Origin of the sequence: Verrucosispora sp. TAA-831, assembly GCF_050780145.1 — a bacterium.
Lineage (GTDB): Bacteria > Actinomycetota > Actinomycetes > Mycobacteriales > Micromonosporaceae > Micromonospora.
Map to the genome: position 1 here is coordinate 2,733,842 of NZ_CP192240.1, position 19,222 is coordinate 2,753,063.

Sequence of the window (19,222 nt, forward strand, 5' to 3'; positions counted from 1 at the left end):
GGGAGGTCGACTCATGCACATCGCTGAGGGCTACCTACCACCGGTGCAGGCGGCGGCATGGTTCGCGGTCTCGACGCCGTTCGTCATCCACGGTGCACGCAACCTGGTCCAGCAGGTCCGCGCGAATCCCGACGCGAAGCTGTTGCTCGGCGCGGCCGGGGCGTTCACCTTCGTCCTGTCGGCGCTGAAGATCCCTTCGGTGACCGGCTCCTGTTCCCATCCGACCGGTGTGGGGCTCGGGGCGATCCTGTTCCGGGCACCGGTGATGAGTGTGCTCGGCACGATCGTGCTGCTGTTCCAGGCACTCCTGCTGGCGCACGGCGGGTTGAGCACGCTCGGCGCGAACGTCTTCTCGATGGCCATCGTCGGCCCCTGGGTGGCCTTCGGCGTGTACGCGCTGGTCCGCCGGCTCGGTGGCGGCCTCGGCATCTCGGTGTTCTTCGCCGCCGCCCTGGCCGATCTGGCGACCTACTGCGTGACCAGTGCGCAGCTCGCGTTGGCCTTCCCCGACCCGGATTCGGGCTTCGTCGGCGCGCTTGCCAAGTTCGGGTCCATCTTCGCGGTCACCCAGATCCCGCTGGCGATCAGCGAGGGGCTGCTCACCGTCCTGGTGGTGCGGTTGCTGGTCCGGGTGAGTCCGCAGGAACTCCGCCGGCTCGGCGTACTGCGCCGTCCGGCCCCGACGACCGAGGGAGCGGTGGCGTGAAGTCGTTCGGCCGGACCAACCTGTTGTTGCTGCTCGCCGTGGTGGCGTTGGCGGTGGCGCCGCTGGTGCTGGGGCTGGGCAGCGGCGATGAGCCGTTCACCGGTGCCGACGCCCTCGCCGAGGAGGCGATCGTCAACGACCATCCCGACTACGAGCCGTGGTTCAGCTCGATCTACGAGCCGCCGTCGGGTGAGATCGAGTCGGCGTTGTTCGCGCTCCAGGCCGCCCTCGGGGCCGGTTTCCTCGGCTACTACTTCGGGGTCGCCCGGACCCGGCAGCGGCTGCGTGGCGAGCAGTCCGCGACCGGGGAGAAGACCACCGACTAGTGCTCGCGTTGGACGTGGCGGCGTACGCCAGCCCCTGGCGGTGCCGCCACCCGGCGGAGAAGGCCCTGTTGGCCCTGGGGCTGCTGGGTTGTGCGCTGCTCCTGCCGCCGTGGCCGGGCGCCCTGGTGGTGGGCCTGACCGCGACGGTGGCGCTGCTCGGGCCGGCGGCGTTGCCGCCGCGCCTGCTGGTCCGGGCGGCCCGGACCCCGCTGTTGTTCATCCTGACCGGTTCGGTGCCGATGCTGGTGGCGGTCTCCGGCCCGACGCGTGTGCGGTGGGCACCGGAGGGGGTGGCGACGGCCGCCACGACCGCCGGTCGGGCCTGCGCCGCGTTGCTCTGTCTGCTGCTGTTCGCCGCCACCACGCCGCTCGCCGACGTGCTGCCCCGGCTTCAGCGTCTCGGGGTGCCCAGCGCCGTCACCGAGGTGGCCGCGTTGATCTACCGGATGTTGTTCCTGCTGTTGGAGAGCGTGCACGCGGTGCGGCAGGCCCAGGCGGCCCGGCTGGGCTACCGGACCTGGGCCAGCACCTACCGGTCGCTGGCCGGGCAGGCCGGCGCGGTCTTCGTCCGGGCGTTCTCGCTGGCCCGGCGGTGGGAGGAGGGGTTGGCGCTGCGCGGTTACACCGGCTCGTTGGCGGTACGCACCGAGGTGCGGCAACCGTCGGTGGCGTTCCTGGCGGTCACCGTGTTGCTGTTGGCGGCGGTGGTGCTGTCCACCCGGCTGCTGGTGGTGTTCGGGTGAGCGGCGACCCGCCCCTGTCGGAGCTGCGCGAGGTCGGCGACCCGCCGCTGCTGGAGCTGCGCGGGGTCAGCTTCGGGTACGAGGCGGACCGTCCGGTGCTGACCGACGTCGACCTGCGGGTGCCAGCCGGGCGGCGGATGGCCGTGCTGGGACCCAACGGCGGCGGCAAGACGACCCTGTTCCGGCTGATGGTCGGCGCGTCGGCCGTCGACTCGGGCACGGTGCTGGTCGGCGGGGTGCCGCTGCGTCGGACCCGGGCCGGGCTGCTCGACGTCCGCCAGCAGGTGCAGTTGGTGCTCCAGGATCCCGACGACCAGTTGTTCGCCGCGACCGTCTTCCAGGACGTCTCGTTCGGGCCGGTCAACCTCGGTCTGGACGACGCGCGGGTGCGGCAGCGCTGTGCCGAGGCGCTGGCCGCGTTGGAGATCACCGACCTCGCCGACCGTCCCACCCACCTGCTGTCGTACGGGCAGCGCAAGCGGGTGGCGATCGCCGGAGCGGTGGCGTTGCGACCCCGGGTGCTGATCCTCGACGAGCCGACCGCCGGGCTGGACCCGTCGGGGGTGGAAGCGCTGCTGCGGACGCTCGACGCCCTGCACCGGGCCGGCACCACGCTGCTGCTGGCCACGCACGACGTGGACCTGGCATACCGGTGGGCCGACGAGCGGGTGCTGGTGGCGGGCGGCCGGATCCGGCAGGGCGTGAGCGGTGCCGAGTTGGGCGGCGGGGACCTGCTCGACGGTGCCGCGTTGACTCCGGCGTGGGCGCCGGTGGTGCACCGGCTGTTGGACCGCGTGCCCGACCTGGCCGGGGCCCGGCCACGGACCCCGGCGGAGTTGGCCCGGCTGTTGGACGCTGCGGTCGGTACCGGCCGAAAGGTTCCGGAAGGACCTTGACGCATCGATCAAGATGGTTACGATCTGCGCAATGCGACGGATTCGCCCGGAGCACACCGGCCCCGACCCGACCGACGTCCATCCCGCCTGGCTACCGCCGGCCGCGTTCCGCGCCGTCGGTGCCCGGCACACGCTCGTCCACGGCGACGGCCTGCTCGTCGACACGGTGCTGCACGAGGTCCGACTCGCCTGCGCCACGCACGGCGGCACGGTCCGCCGCTCCGCCGACGGCCCACCCGCCCACCTCGTCCTCGCCCTGACCGGGACCGCCGGTCGGCCGGGCGGGACCGCGCCGTCCGACCGCACACCGTCCGTCGTGGACGACGACGGGACGCAACGGGTCCTCGACGCCGCGCGGGCCGACCTGGCCGCCGCCGGGGGCGGGCCGCTCGGCGACGAGGGGTACGCGGTCGTGCGCCACGGCGAGGTCACGGTGGTGCTGGCCGACGAACCGGCGGGACTGCTCTACGGGCTGTTCCACGTGGTCCGGCTCGGTGAGGCGGCGTTCGGCGCTCCGCATCCGGCGCGGGCGTACCGGCCGGTGATGCGGCGACGGATGCTGGACCACTGGGACAACGTCGACGTGCACCCGGTGATGGGCCAGGTCGAACGCGGGTACGCCGGTGGGTCGATCCTCTGGCGGGACGGCCGGGCGCACCCGGACCGGGCCCGGGTGCGGGCGTACGCGCGGCTGCTGGCGGCGTGCGGGATCAACGCCGTGTCGGTGAACAACGTCAACGTGCACGCCACCGAGGCGCGGCTGCTCACCGACCGGCTCGACGACGTCGCCGAGATCGCCGACGACCTGCGCCCGTACGGCATCCGGGTGCACCTGTCGGTGAACTTCGCCGCGCCGGTGATGGTCGGTGGGCTGTCCACCGCCGACCCGCTCGACGAGAAGGTGGCCGCCTGGTGGGCGGAGACCACCGCCCGGGTGTACGACCGCATCCCGGACTTCGGCGGCTACCTGGTGAAGGCCGACTCGGAGGGACAGCCCGGCCCGTTCAGTTACGACCGTGACCACGCCGACGGGGCGAACCTGCTGGCCGAGGCGCTGGCGCCGTACGGGGGCGTGGTGCACTGGCGGGCCTTCGTCTACAACCACCGGCAGGACTGGCGGGACCGCTCCACCGACCGCGCCCGCGCCGCCCACGACACCTTCGCCCCGCTCGACGGTCGCTTCCGGGACAACGTGGTCGTGCAGGTCAAGCACGGTCCGGTGGACTTCCAGACGCGGGAGCCGGTCTCCCCGGTGATCGCGGCGATGCCGGGCACCCGGCTGGCGGTCGAGTTCCAGGTGACCCAGGAGTACACCGGCCAGCAGCGGCACGTCTGCTATCTGGCGCCGTGGTGGCACGAGGTGCTGCGGTTCACGCCGTGGGGCGAGGACGGGCCGACGGTCGCCGACGTGGCCGCCGACGGCGGTGGACTGGCCGCCGTCTCCAACGTGGGCGACGACCCGTTCTGGACCGGTCACCCGCTGGCCCAGGCCAACCTGTACGCCTACGGCCGGCTCGCCTGGGACCCGCGCCTGCGTCCGGAGGAGGTGCTCGACGAGTGGATCGACCTGACCTTCGATCCGGCGGCCGGTGCCGATCCCGAGCTGCTGCGGCGGACGCTGCACGAGATCATGGACGACTCGTGGCGCACCTACGAGCGGTACACCGCCCCGCTCGGGGTGGGCTTCATGGTGCGACCCGGGCTGCACTACGGTCCGGACGTCGACGGGTACGAGTACACGAGATGGGGCACCTACCACTTCGCCGACCGGAACGGGGTGGGCGTGGACCGGACCCGGGCCACCGGCACCGGCTTCACCGGCCAGTACCCGCCGCCCTGGTCGCAGGTGTACGAGTCGGTGGAGCAGTGCCCCGACGAGCTGCTGCTCTTCTTCCACCACGTCCGCTACGACCACGTGCTGCACAGCGGGAGCACCGTGGTGCAGCACATCTACGACACGCACTTCGCCGGGGTCGCCGAGGTGACGGCGATGAGTGACCGCTGGGCGGCGCTGGCCGGGCTGGTCGACCCGGCCGTGTACGCCCGGGTGGATGAGCGTCTGGCCGAGCAACGACGCAGTGCCCAGGAGTGGTGCGACCAGGTCAACGCGTACTTCCATCGCAAGTCCGGAGTGCCGGACACGTATGGTCGTCCGCTGTTCTGAGGCCGGGCGGAGTCGGTGGGGGTTGACCGACTCCGGTAGCGTGTCGGCGGTCTGCCTGGGGGAGGTCCCCCAGCGTTGTCCAGGGAATGGGGCTGTCAGTTGTCACTGTCCAAGAGGGTCGCCGTCGTGGCGGTCTCCGCGCTCACGGCACTCGCGATGACCGCCTGCGGCGGCGGTTCGTCGTCCGACTCGGATGCTGCGGCGCAGCCGAACGTGCTGGAGCAGCTCGCCAAGGACCTCAAGGGGTCGCTGCAGAAGACCGTGGAGAAGACCGAGTCCAGCGACTCGGTGACCATGTCGATGCAGGGCACGGCGGGCGGCGAGAAGATCACCGCGCAGGGTGTCATCGATCTGCGTGACCCGATCAAGGTCGAGATGACGACCACCGACTCGGACGGCAAGCCGACGACCATCCGGATGATCGAGACCGCGGTCTACGTCGAGGTCCCGGAGGCCGACCGCGCCAGCATGGGCGGCAAGCGCTGGCTGAAGATCGATGTGGGTGCGGCCGGTGCGCAGGCCGGCATGGACTTCACCAAGCAGCTTGAGGACGTCGACCCGACCAAGCAGGTCAAGGCGCTGCTCGCCAGCGAGAACGTCACGGTCGTGGGTGAGGAGAACGTGAACGGGGTGGACACCGTCCACTACACCGTGACCCAGTCGATCGAGGAGTACCTCCAGCAGATCGACGCCGAGATGCGTAAGGGCGTCGAGCAGGAGCTGGCCAAGCAGGGTGTCAAGGAGGTCACCATCGACCTCTGGGTCGACGGGCAGTACCAGCCCCGTCGGGCCAAGGTCGTCACCGGCAACCTCGGCGACATCACCGTCGACTACACCGACTACGGCAAGCCGGTGAACATCGAGACCCCGCCGGCGGCGGAGACCACCGACTTCGCCGAGATGATGAAGGGCCTCGGGGACCTGACCTCCTGACCCGGAACCGGCACGACTGCCCGGTCGGTGAGTAGCCCTCACCGGCCGGGCAGCGTCGTCTCCGCCGCCGGATCCAGGTACGCGGCGAGCCGCGCCGCGCCGGTGAGCAGGTGCCTCCCGCGTACGGTGAGCCGCTCCCGCCAGCCGTGCAGGGACGCGGCGAGCGGTGCGGTGCCCCCGGCGGCGCGTACCCGGCGGAGTACGTCGGCGATGTGGTCGAGCCGGTATCCGCCGCGCCGCAGCAGGTGGGCGAGTTCGGCGTCCCGCACGTCGTCGGGGGAGTAGACGCGGTAGCGGGTCGCCGGGTCACGGTCCGGCCGCAGCACGCCGGCCCGCTCCCACTTGCGCAGGGTCGCCGGGCGTACGCCGAGCCGGTGCGCCACGGCACCGATCGGCATCCCCGTGCGACGGCGCGGTTCGGGCGTGGCCCCGACGAGGACCGCCACCGCCGCCTCGACCGCGTCGAGCGTCTCCCGGTCCCGGTGCAGCAGAGCGTGGCCCTGGTCGATGATCCGCAGCGCCGTGTCGATCTCGCCCCGGTGCACGGCGCGCATGATCTCGCCGCTCGCCGCGTGCCCGTGCCCCCGGATCAACGCCAGGTACGCGTCCAGCGCGCGGGCGTGCCGCTCGGTGTACCTGCGGTATCCGGTCGGACTGCGCTCGGCGGGCGGCAGGATCCCGTCCCGCTCGTAGTTGCGGACCGCCTGCGCGGACAGCCCGTGCGGGCGGGCCAGGTCGATCGGTCGACGTGTCCCACCGTTTGAGGGTTGCACCGCGTTCACCGTGCCAGTCTGCGCCAAAGTCTCAACGAGCGGTTCAGCGATACGGTCGATGGAATGACAGATCTCCTGGACCTGCTCCCCGTACCGCCGACCCTGCTCGCGCTCGGCGAACCGACACACGGCGAATCCGCCTTCCTCCAGATCCGCAACGAGCTGTTCCTGACGCTGGCGCAGCGCGGCTACCGGTCGATCGCGCTGGAGAGCGACCGGGCCGCCGGGCTGGTCGCCGACGAGTTCGTGCGGGGCTGCGCCACGGTGACCCTGGACCGCGCGCTCGCCGAGGGGTTCAGCCACGGGTTCGGTGACGCCCCGGCCAACCGGGACCTGCTGGTGCGGATGCGGGAGTACAACGCGGGGCGGTCGGCGGCCGAGCGCCTGACGTTCCACGGCTTCGACGCCCCGCTGGAGATCACCGGTGCCCCCAGCCCCCGCCGCTTCCTGCTCCGGGTCTGTGAGTTCCTGGGCCGAGACCGGACGGCCGAGATCGACGCCCTGGTGGGCGACGAGACCCGGTGGAGCGACCAGGAGGCGATCTGGGAACCGGGGCGGTCGGTGGGCGACACGCCCGAGGCGCAGCGCCTGCGGGTGCTCGCCGACGACCTGCTGACCGAGCTGTACCTGCACGCGCCCCGGCGGCCGGGCGGCTGGCGGGCGGCGTACGCGCAGGCCACGGCGGCGGTCGCGGTGCTGCGCTACCACGCGACGGCCGCCGCGCCACTGGGCCGGGAGGAGCGCTTCGCCCGGTTGGTGGCGGTCCGGGACGCGCTGATGGCGGAGAACCTGCTCGCGATCCGTGCGGCCGAGGCGGACCGGGGGCCCACCCTGGTCTTCGCGCACAACCGGCACCTGCAACGGGAGCCGGGCACCATGACGATGGCCGGTGTCGAGGTCACCTGGTTCAGCGCCGGTGCCATCGCCGGCTCGTTGCTCGGCGACGGGTACGCGGTGGTGGTCGGCAGCCTCGGCGTCAGCCCGGCGCTCGGCATCGGGACGCCCGAGCCCGCCTCCTTCGAGGCAGCCCTTCGGCGCGACGGCGACCTGCCCCGCTACGTCGCCGCCGCGACGGTGCGTCCCGCCGAGAAGCGGACCCACGACTACCGCTACTTCCCGCTGGAGCAGGCGACCGTGGACCACGCGGACGCGCTGCTGCACGTGCCGACCGGCACCGGCCCGGTGATGCTCGCCGAACGGATCCTGGCGCTGCCCGGCACCACGCAACTCGTGGCGGGCGCGGAGAACGGGGCACCGGAGGGTGCCTGGGGCGACCGGTTCTTCTCCGTCGGCCCGGACCACCGGCGGCCGTTTGCCACCATCGTGGAACGTGACGTGCCCGGCTTCGACGAGGACTCCGGGCTCGACCGACCCGGTGTCTTCCGGCTCAACCTCGACGTGGGCCGGACCGAGTTCACGCGGTTGTTCGGGTTCCCGCCCGGCGACTTCCCGCAGCACCGGCACGAGTACGACCTCGCCCGGTTGGACACCGTGTTGCCGCATCCCGCGTACGCCCGGCAGGGCTTCGTCGGCATCGTCATGCCCGGCCCGCAGATGCTGCCCGAGATCGACCGGCTGCTGGCGATCGCGCACGCCCGCGCCGTCGCGCGTCGGAAGCGCTCGGGTGAGGTGTGAGGAGGGGACCCCTGCTATGCACGAGACGTTAGAAAGGTGCCCTTCCTTTCACGCACCCCGTACGAATCACGCACCCCGTACGAACTCCTCGCGGATGGCGTCGGTCATCGGCGCGGTGCCGCGGACCAACGCCAGCGCCAGCAGCGACCCCAGGGCCGCGGTCGCCGCCTCCGACGCGACCAGCGTCAGCGCGGTCGCCGCCACCAGCAACAACGCGGTACCGACCGCCACCACCGGGGTTCGGCTCACGAAGTAGGCGGCCAGCCGCAGCACGTCCCGCAGCCGGAACGCGAACAGCGAGGTGATGACCAGCGCGTTGACCCCGACCACGGCGACCCCGACCCCGACCGCCACCAGCGGCACCACCCACCAGCCGGGTACCCCGGCCACCGGCAGGTTGACCAGGTTCACCGCGATGATCGTCAGCCACACCAGCGTCGGCACCCAGACCAGCAGCGCACCGATCAGGTTGGCCCGGTAGCCGCGCCGGAACAGCCGCCCCGGGTGCAGGTCGGTCAGGTCGAGGCGTTGGTGGTGCAGCGTGTACAGCGCGGCGGACAGCGCCGGGCCGAGTGGCACCGCACAGAGCGCGACCAGCGGCAGGTTGCTCGGATGCCGTTCCAGCGCGAACAGGGCGACCAGGCCGGGCGCCGCGCAGACCAGCAGCAGCACCTCGACCACCAGCAGCGTGTAGACCAGCGCCGCACCCCGCGACAGCGGCCCGTCGCCGAACTCCCGCACCACGGCGCTCACGGCCGCTCCTGGCCGCGCAGGCGGCTCTCGTTCCCGTAGGGCGCGGTGTGGCCGACAACAGTGCTGCGCATCCTCGTCCTCGGGGGCTCGCGGGGGCGGGAGAGTGGCCGGTCCGGTCGCACCGACACGATCGGACCGGCCCGGGGGTCAGCCGTTGGCCTCCTTGTAGCGTTCGTACGCCTTGTTCGCCAGCTCGACGTACGCGTCCATGTTCTTGCCCTTCAGCTCCGCCAGGTAGGCGTCCCACTGGCCGAGGTCCCGCTGGCCGAGGACGAACTGGAGGGTGGCCTGGTAGACGTGGTCACGCAGCGGGGTCTCCCAGAGCGACACCTGCTCGCGTTCCTCGTCGTCGAGCGGGTACGGCGGCGGCGGTGACTTCGGCGTCCGGGCGTTCATCACCTGCTGGAACTCCTGCTCCTCGGGGGAGAAGAACGCCTGGACCAGCTCGGGCTTGCCACCGTAGGCGAACACGCCGTTGTAGAAGCCGAAGTCCTTCTGCAGGTGCTTGGGCGCGCTCGGGTTGAGGCCGATGACGTTGACGTCGGGGGCCAGGGTGGGCTTGCCGGAGGCGTCCTTGACGAAGGTGGTGCCCTCCACGCCCCACTTGGCGAACTCCTGGCCGGCGTCGGAGTACCAGAGCCAGTCGACGAACTGCATCATGGCCACGAAGTTCTTGCTGTCCCGCGCCTTCGACGAGATCATCATCCCGTTCTCCAGGCGGCTGGACGGGTTGATCTCACCGGCTGGCCCGACCGGCAGCGGGATCTTGGCGATCTTCGCCTTCGGGTTGGTCGCGGCCAGGTCCGGCCGGTAGTCGTTCACCACGGCCTGGGCGTTCGCGCTGATCACGAAGGACTTGCCGTTGGCGAGCTTCTGCCGGGCGGCGTCGTCGGTCTGGGTGAAGCTCTCCGGGTCGAGCAGCTTCTCGGCGACCAGCTTGTTGAGGTACTCCAGCACGTGCCGGTAGTGCTCGGTGGCGCCGGTGTACTCGAACTTCTGCGCCTGCGCGTTCCAGCTCATGTGCTGGAAGTTCCAGCCGGCCCCGTCCAGCCCGTGCGTGACGGCCAGCAGGTTGAGCAGGTTGCCGGCCGGGTTGGGCTGGCTCCACCGGTCGGAGAAGGGGTAGACGTCCGGGTAGGCGGTCTTCATCGCCTTGAGCACGGTGTAGAGCTCGTCCCAGGTCTTCGGGATCTCCAGGTTCAGCTCCTCCAGGATGTCGGTCCGGATCGCCAGCGAGTAGTCGTGCCAGGGCTTCTCGTGCAGGCCGGGCAGCAGATAGAACTTGCCGTCCTGCTGGCGGAGCGTGTCGATCTCAGGCTTGAGGTTCCACTTCTCGATCTTCTCCTTGAGGTTCGGCATCAGATCGAGGTAGTCGCTGACCGGCAGGATCGCCCCGGAGGAGACGAACGTGTTCACGTCCGGCGGGTACGTCTTGGGAATCAGCAGCGGCGCGTCCCCGGCGCCGATCAGCAGGCTGCGCTTCTGGTTGTAGTCGCTCAGCGGCACCGCCACCGGTTCCAGCGTGACGTTGGTCCGGGAGGTCAGCTCGGACCAGAACAGCCAGTCGTTCTTCAGCGGGTAGTTCGGGTGGTTGTTGTAGAGGACGGAGAAGGAGATCGGTTCGGTGGCCGTGAACTGCGTACCGACCGCGTAGTTCTCCATCGCGCCGGCCCGGTTCTCCGACAGGTCCTGGTTGTCGGACGGGTCGTCGCCACAGGCGACGAGGCTGGAGGCGGTGAGCAGGGCGGCAGCGGCTATCGCCACCTGGCGCCACGATCTGCGGAGCATGGCGGTCCTTTCGGTGTGGTGGTGGGAGCAGGGGTGAACCGCTGGTCAGCCCTTGACCGCGCCGAGCATGATGCCCCGGACGAAGTACCGCTGGACGAAGGGATAGACCAGGAGGATGGGCAGGGTGGTGAGCACGATGGTCACGGACTTGAGGGTCGCCTCGGCCTGCACCTCGTTGGCCTCGGCGATCGCACCGACGTTCTCCGCGCCGGTGGCACCGGCGATCAGGTTGCGCAGGTACACGGTCACCGGCCACAACTCCTGTTGGTCCATGTACAGGAAGGCGGCGAACCAGGAGTTCCAGAAGGCCACGGCGTAGAACAGCACCATGGTGGCGACGATGGCCTTCGACAGCGGGAGCACGATCCGCAGCAGGATGCCGTACGTGTTCAGCCCGTCGACGGCGGCGGCCTCCTCCAGGTCGTTCGGCAGGCTTTCGAAGAACGCCTTCATCACCAGCAGGTTGAACACGTTGATCGCGTTGGGCAGCGCGATGGCCCAGACGCTGTTCTTCAGGCCGAGACTGGTGACCAGCACGTAGTTGGGGATCAGGCCGCCGGAGAAGAACATCGTGAACACCGCGATACCGACCAGCGCACCGCGCCCCTTGAGGTCCTTCTTGGACAGCACGTACGCGTAGCAGGTGGTGAGCACGATCGAGATGAGCGTGGCGGTCACCGTGTAGACCAGGGTGTTGCGGTAGTTCGTCCAGAACAGCGAATCGGACAACACCAGGCGGTACGTGTCGACGGTGAACCCGCGCGGCACCAGGTTCACCTCGCCCGCGATGATGTACGCCTCCCTGCTCAGCGAGCGGGCCACGATGTTGACGAACGGATAGAGCGTCACCAGCACGACCAGCGTCAGCACGATCGCGTTGACCACCTGGAACGCCCGGTAGCCCCGGGACTGCCGGATGCCCCTGCGCCGACGGGGACGCGGTCGGGCGGCGGCGGGTTCGACGGTCACCACAGGCTCGTCCCCACCGTGCGACGGGCGATCAGGTTCGCCGACAGCACCAGGATCAGCCCGATCACCGCCTCGAACAGGCCGATCGCGGCGGCGTAGCTGAAGTTGCTGGACCCGAAGCCCATCCGGAACAGGTACGTGGAGATCACGTCGGCGGTCGGGTAGGTCAGCGGGTTGTACAGCAGCAGGATCTTCTCGAACCCGACCGCCATGAAGGTGCCGATGTTGAGGATCAGCAACGTCACCATGGTCGGCCGGATCCCCGGCAGCGTGACGTGCCAGGTCTGTCGCCAGCGGTTCGCGCCGTCGATGCGGGACGCCTCGTACAGGTCCTCGTCGATGGTGGTCAGTGCGGCGAGATAGAGGATGGTGCCCCAACCGACGGTCTGCCAGACCTCGGAGGAGATGTAGATGGTCCGGAACCACTCGGGGCGTTGCAGGAACGGCACCGCCTCGCCACCGGCGGAGGTGACCAGTGAGTTCACCGTGCCGTCCATGGCGAGCAACTGCATCACCATGGCGGCCACGATCACGATCGACAGGAAGTGCGGCAGGTACGACACGGACTGCACGAACCGCTTGAGTCGACGCGCCCGGACCTCGTTGAGCAGCAACGCCAGCACGATCGGCAGCGGGAAGCAGAACAGCAGCGTCAACCCGCCGAGCACCAGCGTGTTGGTGAAGACGTTCCAGAACGTCGGGTCGGTCAGGAACATCTTCACGTACCGCAGCCCGACCCAGTACTCGCCGAAAATGCTTCCGCCGGGCTGGAACCGGCGGAACGCGATCACGTTGCCCAGCATCGGCAGGTACCGGAAGATCAGGAAGAACAGCAGCGGCAGGATCGCCAGCGAGTAGAGCTGCCAGTCCCGGCGCAGCGCCCGCCGCCAGGTGCGTCGGGCCGCGCGTGGCGGGCCGGGCGGGCGCGCCGGTGGGTCGGGGGCCGGTGCGGTGACCATGGCCGGGGCACTCATCGCCGACCCCGGGTGGCGGGGGCGACCCGGGCCCGCGAGACCAGTTCCCGCTCGGGGCCGACCTCGCGTTCGGTGCCGACCAGCCGCAGCGCCAGGCGCGCCACCGGGTCGCCGCTGGAGCGGGCCAGCCGCAGCTCGACGTCGCCGGGCTCCACCACGCGTCGGCCGCGCAGCCCGGTGAAGGAGGCGACGTCGGCGGGGACCTCGAAGGTGACCCGGGCCGCCTCGCCCGGTCGCAACGGCACCCGCGCGTAGCCGACCAGGCGTACCACCGGTCTGGTGGTCTGCGCGACCGGATCGTGCAGATAGAGCTGGACCACCTCGGTGCCGGCCCACGAGCCGGTGTTGCGGACCGTGACGCCGACCGTGGCGGTGCCGTCCACCGGCCACGACGTGGGTCCGTCCTCGTCGGCACCGGCCACCGTGGCGTCACCCCACTCGAAGGTGGTGTAGCTCAGGCCGTGCCCGAACGGGAACGCGGGTGTCGGATCCACCGACGACACCTGCGTGCGGTGGCCGAGCGGAGGGGAGAGGTACGTGCCGGGCAGGCCGCCGCCGTGCCGGGGCACGCTGACCGGCAACCGCCCGGACGGGTTGACCTCACCGGTGAGCACCTCGGCCAGCGCCTGACCGCCGAGTTGCCCGGGGAAGAACGCCTGCACGACGGCGGCGGCGTCGTCCATCTGCGCGCCGAGCGCGTACGGTCGGCCGGAGAGCACCACCAGCACCACCGGTGTACCGGTGGCCAGCACCGCACGGACCAGCTCGGCCTGCACGCCGGGCAGGTCGAGGTCGACGGCGTCGCAGCCCTCGCCGGAGGTGCCCCGGCCGAACATGCCCGCCCGGTCGCCGACCGCCAGGACGACCACGTCGGCCTCGGCGGCGGCCTGGACCGCCGCCGCGATGCCGGAGGTGTCGTCACCGGTGACGGCGGTCCCCGGCAGGTACGTCAGGCGCGGGTGGCGCTGCTGGAGGGCCGTACGCAGCGACGGGATCTCCACCCCCACGCCGTGCTCGGGATGGTGCACCCCCACGTGCAGCGGGAACGAGTAGCAGCCGAGCATCGCCATCGGGTCGTCCGCCACCGGGCCGATCAGGGCCACCTGCCGCTCGGCGGCGAGCGGCAACACCCCGTGGGAGTTGCGCAGCAGGACGACGGACTGGCGGGCCAGCCGCAGCGCGACGGACCGACCGGCCTCGTCGTCCAGGCGCAGCTCGTCGACGTCGGCCGGCAGCTCCTGCCAGTCCTCGTCCAGCAGCCCCAACTCGATCTTCTGGATCAGCACCCGGCGCAGCGCACGGTCGACGAGCGCCTCCGCGACGGCACCGGAGCGGACCGCCGCCACCAGCGGGGCACCGTACGCGTCCACGGTGGGCAGTTCCACGTCGATGCCGGCGCGCAACGCCAGACCGGCGGCGTGCCCGGCGTCGGCGGCCACCCCGTGCAGGCTCTGCAGGAAACGGATGGCGAAGTAGTCGGCGACCAGGACCCCGGTGAAGCCCCACCGGTCGCGGAGCAGCCCGGTCAGCAACTCCTCGTCGGCGGCCACCGGCACCCCGTCGATCTCGGCGTACGAGTGCATGACCGAGCGCGCGCCGCCGAGCCGCAACGCCATCTCGAACGGCGGCAGGATCACGTCGGCCAGTTCCCGGCGCCCCATCGGCACCGGCGCCAGGTTGCGCCCACCCCGGGAGGCCGAGTAGCCGGCGAAGTGCTTGAGGGTCGCCACCACCCCGGCCCGTTCCAACCCCCGCACGTACGCCGCGCCGACGGTCCCGACCAGGTACGGGTCCTCGCCGATGGTCTCCTCGGTGCGTCCCCACCGGTAGTCGCGGGTCACGTCGAGCACCGGGGCGAGTCCCTGGTGGACGCCGGCTGCCCGCATCGACCGGCCGATCCGGTCGGCCATCTCCTCGACCAGCTCCGGGTCGAAGGCGGCGCCCCAGGTCAGCGGCGCCGGGTAGACGGTGGCCCGCCAGGCGGCGAAGCCGGTCAGGCACTCCTCGTGCACCTGCGCCGGGATGCCGAAGCGGCTCGCCGCGACGATCTGCGCCTGCGAGGCGGCCAACGACCGGGCGCCGAGGACCGGGTCGACCGGCGCGGTGCCGTACGGCCGGGTCAACTGCCCCAGGCCGTGCCGGATCGCCTCGGTCCAAGGGGGAGTGTGCTCGACCATGTCGGTCTGGTGGGGCGCGACGCCCTCGCCGGAGGCGTCGGCGCCGACCCAGAGGCCGACCAACTGGGCGACCTTCTCCTCCAGCGACATCAGCGGGATGAGCGCGTCGGCCCGCTCGTCGGGGCGCAGGGCCGGGTCGCGCCACCGATCCTCGTCCGGTGACGTCAATCGATCGTCGACAGGTAGCTGACTCGTCATGCGAACCCCTCTGGCCGCACCGGGCAGGTCGTCTCGGCAGGCCACATGGACGCCGCTGCGGACGGCGATTCTCGAAATTTTCGGAAACCAGTTCGTCACCTGTGTCGGGAACCTAAGGCTGTCGATGGAGTGTGTCAAGGGTCCGTGAAGCGACTGCCCACACGGCACCGACAGTGCAGGCAAGCGATTTCCGACCGTTCGTACTTCTCGCCACCACATCGACTGACGTCGTCGCCATCGCCGGGATCCCATGCTATGGTTCCCCGAAATTTTCGGGATCTTTGCAGAGGGCCGGATGACGGAGAACCGATCGCCGGACGTGCTCGGCTCCACCACCATCGCGACCATCGCGCGGGAGGTGGGGGTCTCTGCGGCGACCGTCTCGAAGGTCCTCAACGGCCGGTCCGACGTCGCCGCCGGTACCCGGGCGCGGGTCGAGGCCAGCCTGGAGCGCCACCGCTATCGTCGACGCGCCCGGCGGTCGTCCGGCGAGGGACAGATCGAGCTGGTGTTCCACGAGTTCGGCTCGGACTGGGCCCTGGAGATCATCCGCGGGGTCGAGGCCGTCGCCGCCCTGCCCCCGGTCAACCTGGTGCTCTCCCAGCTCGGCGGCGCGCGTCGACCGCCGCCGTCGTGGGTGGACGCGGTGCTCGCCCGGCGTCCGCTCGGCGTCCTGCTGGTCATGTGCAACCTGACCGACCAGCAGCGACGACGCTTCGACCGGCAGTCGATCCCGGTGGTGGTGATCGACAACGACAGCGCCAGCGCCGCCACGGTGCCGGCGGTCGGCTCGAACAACTGGAACGGCGGCCTGCTGGCCACCCGACACCTGCTGGAGCTCGGCCACCGGCGGATCGCGATCATCTCCGGTCCACCCGACGTGCTCTGCGCGCGGGCCCGGACGGCGGGGTTCCGCTGCGCGCACGAGGAGATGGGCGTACCGATCGCACCCGACCTGGTCCGGTTCGGCAACTTCCACCTCGACGCCGGCTACACCCACGGCATGCAGTTGCTCAGTCGTCCGGACCGCCCGACGGCCGTCTTCGCCGGGTCGGACCTCCAGGCAATGGGGGTGCTGCGGGCCGCCCGGCAGCTCGGCCTGGACGTGCCGGGCGACCTGTCCGTGGTCGGCTACGACAACCTGCCCGTCTCGGCCTGGATCGGTCCCGCGCTGACCACCGTCAACCAGCCGCTGCGCGACATGGCCGGAACGGCGACCCAGATGCTGCTCGACCTGGCGCGCGGCGTCGCGCTGCCGACCAGCCGCATCGACCTGGTCGCCGAGCTGATGATCCGCGAGAGCACCGCCCCACCGCCCACCTGAGCCACCCGCTGTGAGGTGCCATGCCCCTGTTCGACCTGCCCCTCGACGAGCTGCGGCGGTACGCCCCGGCCGTGGTCGAGCCCGCCGACTTCGACGCCTTCTGGCGGGACACCCTGCACGCGACGGCGGCGACTCCGGTGCTGATCGACGTTCGAGCCGAGCCGACCGACCTGCGTCTGGTCGACACCTGGGACGTCACGTTCGCCGGTTTCGCCGACGAGCCGGTGCGGGCCTGGTACACCCGGCCCGCCGGGGTGGACGGGCCGCTGCCGGTGGTGGTGGAGTACGTCGGCTACGGGCGCGGCCGGGGCCTGCCGCACGAGCGTCTGACCTGGCCGGTCGCCGGGTACGCGCACCTGCTGATGGACGCCCGGGGACAGTCCGGCCAGTACGGCCTGGGTGACACGCCCGACCCGCACGGCGCGACGCCCGGCGGGCCGACGCCGGTGACCCGGGGCATCCTGGCGCCGGAGGGCTACTACTACCGGCGGCTGCTCACCGACGCGGTCCGGGCCGTACACGCCGCCCGTGCCCTGCCCGGCGTCGATCCCGCGCGGACGGTCGCGGCCGGCAACAGCCAGGGCGGTGGTCTGGCGCTGGCCGTCGCCGGGCTGGTGCCCGACCTGGCCGCGCTGATCACCACCGCGCCGTTCCTGTGTCACGTGCAGCGGGCCATCGAGATCACCGACGCCGCGCCGTACGGCGACATCGTCAGCTATCTGGCCGTGCACCGGGAGGCGGAGGCGGCGGTCCGGCGCACCCTGTCCTACGTCGACGGGGTCGCCTTCGCCCGGCGGGCGCAGGCGCCCGCGCACTTCGGGATCGGGCTGCGGGACACCGTCTGCCCGCCGAGCACCGTCTTCGCCGCCTACAACCAGTACGGTGCCGGCACCGGCGGCCCCGCCCCGCAGCGGAGCATGCACGTGTACCCGTTCAACGGCCACGAGCACGGCGACGCCACCCACGTACGTCGGCAGATGCGGTGGCTCGCCGACCTGTTCTCCGGGTCGGCGGACCGGTCCGGTGCACCGAAACTTCCGGAGTTGTCGGTCGGGACCGGCTGACGCCCTGGCCACAGGGTTATCCCGCGGCGAGGTGCACGCAGGTCCGGCTCGGATGTGTCGAAAGTGTGTCGGTGCGCGTTGAGCTTTCAGACGTGTTTCGATACTGTTTTCGATACAACAGCCTCGATCTACTCATGGTGGCGGGCTGCAGGCACCGACCGGCGCGGCTCACGGGCATCCGCGCAGACGGCGGGAGCCACCATGTTTGGGCAGTAGTCGGGGCCGGCTTCCATCAAGCACGGCTTCGTCGAAAGGCTCATGCCATGAACAACGCCTTCGCCCGCGGCAGCGGGCGTCCGGCTCCCCGACTGCGGCCACGCATCGCGTTGGTCTCGGCCGCCGTCGGTCTCGCCCTCATCTCCACCAGCGTGGTGGTGGCCTCCAGCGCGAGCGCCGCGACCACCCTGGGTGCCTCGGCCGCCGAGAAGGGCCGCTACTTCGGCGCGGCCGTGGCGGCGAACAAGCTCTCCGACTCCACCTACGTCGGCATCCTCAACCGCGAATTCAACTCGGTGACCGCCGAGAACGAGATGAAGATCGACGCGACGGAGCCGCAGCAGGGGCAGTTCAACTTCGCCAACGCGGACCGGATCGTCAACCACGCCATCTCGCGCGGCATGTCCGTCCGGGGGCACACCCTGGCCTGGCACTCGCAGCAGCCCGGCTGGATGCAGAACATGTCCGGCACCCAGTTGCGTAACGCGATGCTGAACCACGTCACCCAGGTCGCCACCTACTACCGGGGCAAGATCCACTCCTGGGACGTGGTGAACGAGGCGTTCGCCGACGGCAGCAGCGGCGCCCGGCGCGACTCGAACCTCCAGCGCACCGGCAACGACTGGATCGAGGCCGCGTTCCGCGCCGCCCGGGCCGCCGACCCCGGTGCCAAGCTCTGCTACAACGACTACAACACCGACGACTGGACCCACGCCAAGACCCAGGCCGTCTACCGGATGGTCCAGGACTTCAAGCAGCGCGGTGTGCCGATCGACTGTGTCGGCCTCCAGTCGCACTTCAACGCCAACTCGCCCTACCCGGGCAACTACCGCACCACGCTCTCCAGCTTCGCCGCCCTCGGGGTGGACGTGCAGATCACCGAGCTGGACATCGAGGGTTCCGGCACCTCGCAGGCGAACGCGTACCGCGGCGTGGTCACCGACTGCCTCGCCGTCGCCCGCTGCACCGGCATCACGGTGTGGGGCATCCGGGACACCGACTCGTGGCGTTCCGGCGGCACCCCGCTGCTCTTCGACGGCAGCGGCAACAAGAAGGCCGCGTACAACTCGACGCTGGAGGCCCTGAACGCGGGCGGCACCACCCCGCCGCCCACCACCACTCCGCCGCCGACCACTCCGCCGCCCACGACCCCGCCGCCGACCACCCCGCCGCCCGGCGGATCCGGCTGCACCGCGACCGTGTCGCTGAACTCCTGGACCGGCGGATTCGTCGCCACCGTCCGGGTCACCGCCGGCTCGACCAGACTCAACGGCTGGGCGGTGACGGTGGCGCTGCCGGGCGGCAGCACGGTGACCAACACCTGGAACGCCCAGGGCAGCGGCACCAGCGGCAACGTGACCTTCCGCAACGTCAGCTACAACGGAACCGTCAACGCGGGTACCACCACCGAGTTCGGCTTCCAGGGCAACGGGACCGGCCCGACCGCCACCCCCACCTGTACCGCGAGCTGAGATGAAAGGAAGGGTCCCCTGCTAACGCCTCGTGCATAGCAGGGGACCCTTCCTCACGCCGCACGCCGCACGCCGCACGCCGCATACCGCACGCCGCCGACCGCGCCCGGT

16 protein-coding genes are annotated in these 19,222 nt (G+C 71.1%); 10 read left to right on the forward strand and 6 right to left on the reverse strand.

Annotated elements, in window-relative coordinates; genetic code table 11:
- Positions 1 to 13 precede the first annotated feature (13 nt).
- The 6 genes from ACQVFL_RS12425 to ACQVFL_RS12450 all read left to right on the forward strand — a co-directional run bounded on the left by ACQVFL_RS12425 (position 14) and on the right by ACQVFL_RS12450 (position 5,768).
- The gene (locus tag ACQVFL_RS12425; protein WP_396694115.1) at positions 14 to 706 is read left to right on the forward strand and encodes an energy-coupling factor ABC transporter permease; all 693 of its coding nucleotides are present in this window, start codon (positions 14 to 16) and stop codon (positions 704 to 706) included.
- Positions 703 to 1,032: an energy-coupling factor ABC transporter substrate-binding protein gene (locus tag ACQVFL_RS12430; RefSeq protein WP_396694113.1), complete on the forward strand. Its 330-nt coding sequence runs from the start codon at positions 703 to 705 to the stop codon at positions 1,030 to 1,032. The genes ACQVFL_RS12425 and ACQVFL_RS12430 overlap by 4 nt, the downstream gene beginning before the upstream one ends.
- A complete protein-coding gene (cbiQ, locus tag ACQVFL_RS12435) occupies positions 1,032 to 1,775 on the forward strand; it encodes a cobalt ECF transporter T component CbiQ (protein WP_396694111.1) in 744 nt (247 codons plus the stop codon). The genes ACQVFL_RS12430 and cbiQ overlap by 1 nt, the downstream gene beginning before the upstream one ends.
- Complete coding sequence (locus ACQVFL_RS12440) at positions 1,772 to 2,671, forward strand: energy-coupling factor ABC transporter ATP-binding protein (RefSeq protein ID WP_431729405.1); 900 nt, start codon at positions 1,772 to 1,774, stop codon at positions 2,669 to 2,671. The genes cbiQ and ACQVFL_RS12440 overlap by 4 nt, the downstream gene beginning before the upstream one ends.
- 31 nt (positions 2,672 to 2,702) lie before the next feature.
- On the forward strand, positions 2,703 to 4,835 hold the full coding sequence (locus ACQVFL_RS12445) for an alpha-glucuronidase (RefSeq protein ID WP_431729406.1): 2,133 nt from the start codon (positions 2,703 to 2,705) through the stop codon (positions 4,833 to 4,835).
- Positions 4,836 to 4,961: 126 nt separating this feature from the next.
- Positions 4,962 to 5,768 (forward strand): hypothetical protein, encoded by an 807-nt coding sequence (locus tag ACQVFL_RS12450; protein ID WP_431729407.1) that lies wholly within the window; start codon positions 4,962 to 4,964, stop codon positions 5,766 to 5,768.
- Positions 5,769 to 5,806: 38 nt separating this feature from the next.
- On the opposite strand, the gene ACQVFL_RS12455 is transcribed toward ACQVFL_RS12450, so the two are convergent.
- Positions 5,807 to 6,541, reverse strand: a complete 735-nt coding sequence (locus ACQVFL_RS12455; protein ID WP_396694181.1) for a TioE family transcriptional regulator — start codon at positions 6,539 to 6,541, stop codon at positions 5,807 to 5,809.
- Positions 6,542 to 6,604: 63 nt separating this feature from the next.
- Here ACQVFL_RS12455 and ACQVFL_RS12460 point away from each other — a divergent pair, with 63 nt between their 5' ends.
- Positions 6,605 to 8,176: a DUF6194 family protein gene (locus ACQVFL_RS12460; RefSeq protein WP_431729408.1), complete on the forward strand. Its 1,572-nt coding sequence runs from the start codon at positions 6,605 to 6,607 to the stop codon at positions 8,174 to 8,176.
- Positions 8,177 to 8,242: 66 nt separating this feature from the next.
- Here ACQVFL_RS12460 and ACQVFL_RS12465 read toward each other — a convergent pair whose 3' ends face one another.
- From ACQVFL_RS12465 to ACQVFL_RS12485, 5 genes are all read right to left on the reverse strand, one after another.
- Complete coding sequence (locus tag ACQVFL_RS12465) at positions 8,243 to 8,929, reverse strand: hypothetical protein (RefSeq protein ID WP_396694101.1); 687 nt, start codon at positions 8,927 to 8,929, stop codon at positions 8,243 to 8,245.
- A gap of 147 nt (positions 8,930 to 9,076) precedes the next feature.
- Entirely contained in the window at positions 9,077 to 10,717 is a 1,641-nt protein-coding gene (locus tag ACQVFL_RS12470; protein WP_396694099.1) for an extracellular solute-binding protein, read from the reverse strand.
- A gap of 45 nt (positions 10,718 to 10,762) precedes the next feature.
- The gene (locus ACQVFL_RS12475; RefSeq protein WP_396694097.1) at positions 10,763 to 11,686 is read right to left on the reverse strand and encodes a carbohydrate ABC transporter permease; all 924 of its coding nucleotides are present in this window, start codon (positions 11,684 to 11,686) and stop codon (positions 10,763 to 10,765) included.
- Positions 11,683 to 12,660, reverse strand: a complete 978-nt coding sequence (locus tag ACQVFL_RS12480; protein ID WP_396694095.1) for an ABC transporter permease — start codon at positions 12,658 to 12,660, stop codon at positions 11,683 to 11,685. The genes ACQVFL_RS12475 and ACQVFL_RS12480 overlap by 4 nt, the downstream gene beginning before the upstream one ends.
- Positions 12,657 to 15,035, reverse strand: coding sequence for a glycoside hydrolase family 3 N-terminal domain-containing protein (locus tag ACQVFL_RS12485; protein WP_431729409.1), 2,379 nt, complete (start codon positions 15,033 to 15,035; stop codon positions 12,657 to 12,659). Before ACQVFL_RS12485 ends, ACQVFL_RS12480 begins: the two co-directional genes overlap by 4 nt.
- A 295-nt stretch (positions 15,036 to 15,330) precedes the next feature.
- On the opposite strand from ACQVFL_RS12485, the gene ACQVFL_RS12490 reads away from it, so the two are divergent.
- From ACQVFL_RS12490 to ACQVFL_RS12500, 3 genes are all read left to right on the forward strand, one after another.
- Complete coding sequence (locus tag ACQVFL_RS12490; RefSeq protein ID WP_396694091.1) at positions 15,331 to 16,359, forward strand: LacI family DNA-binding transcriptional regulator; 1,029 nt, start codon at positions 15,331 to 15,333, stop codon at positions 16,357 to 16,359.
- A 20-nt stretch (positions 16,360 to 16,379) separates the two neighbouring features.
- Positions 16,380 to 17,423: an acetylxylan esterase gene (locus tag ACQVFL_RS12495; protein WP_396694089.1), complete on the forward strand. Its 1,044-nt coding sequence runs from the start codon at positions 16,380 to 16,382 to the stop codon at positions 17,421 to 17,423.
- Between the two features lie 263 nt (positions 17,424 to 17,686).
- Positions 17,687 to 19,111: an endo-1,4-beta-xylanase gene (locus tag ACQVFL_RS12500; protein ID WP_396694087.1), complete on the forward strand. Its 1,425-nt coding sequence runs from the start codon at positions 17,687 to 17,689 to the stop codon at positions 19,109 to 19,111.
- Positions 19,112 to 19,222: the final 111 nt, after the last annotated feature.

Excerpts from the sequence above, each read along its gene's own strand:
- ACQVFL_RS12495 (WP_396694089.1), top strand. The coding sequence starts at position 16,380 with ATGCCCCTGTTCGACCTGCCCCTCGACGAGCTGCGGCGGTACGCCCCG.
- ACQVFL_RS12470 (WP_396694099.1), bottom strand. The coding sequence starts at position 10,717 with ATGCTCCGCAGATCGTGGCGCCAGGTGGCGATAGCCGCTGCCGCCCTG.
- ACQVFL_RS12500 (WP_396694087.1), top strand. The coding sequence starts at position 17,687 with ATGAACAACGCCTTCGCCCGCGGCAGCGGGCGTCCGGCTCCCCGACTG.
- ACQVFL_RS12485 (WP_431729409.1), bottom strand. The coding sequence starts at position 15,035 with ATGACGAGTCAGCTACCTGTCGACGATCGATTGACGTCACCGGACGAG.
- ACQVFL_RS12460 (WP_431729408.1), top strand. The coding sequence starts at position 6,605 with ATGACAGATCTCCTGGACCTGCTCCCCGTACCGCCGACCCTGCTCGCG.
- ACQVFL_RS12445 (WP_431729406.1), top strand. The coding sequence starts at position 2,703 with ATGCGACGGATTCGCCCGGAGCACACCGGCCCCGACCCGACCGACGTC.
- ACQVFL_RS12490 (WP_396694091.1), top strand. The coding sequence starts at position 15,331 with ATGACGGAGAACCGATCGCCGGACGTGCTCGGCTCCACCACCATCGCG.
- ACQVFL_RS12425 (WP_396694115.1), top strand. The coding sequence starts at position 14 with ATGCACATCGCTGAGGGCTACCTACCACCGGTGCAGGCGGCGGCATGG.
- ACQVFL_RS12480 (WP_396694095.1), bottom strand. The coding sequence starts at position 12,660 with ATGAGTGCCCCGGCCATGGTCACCGCACCGGCCCCCGACCCACCGGCG.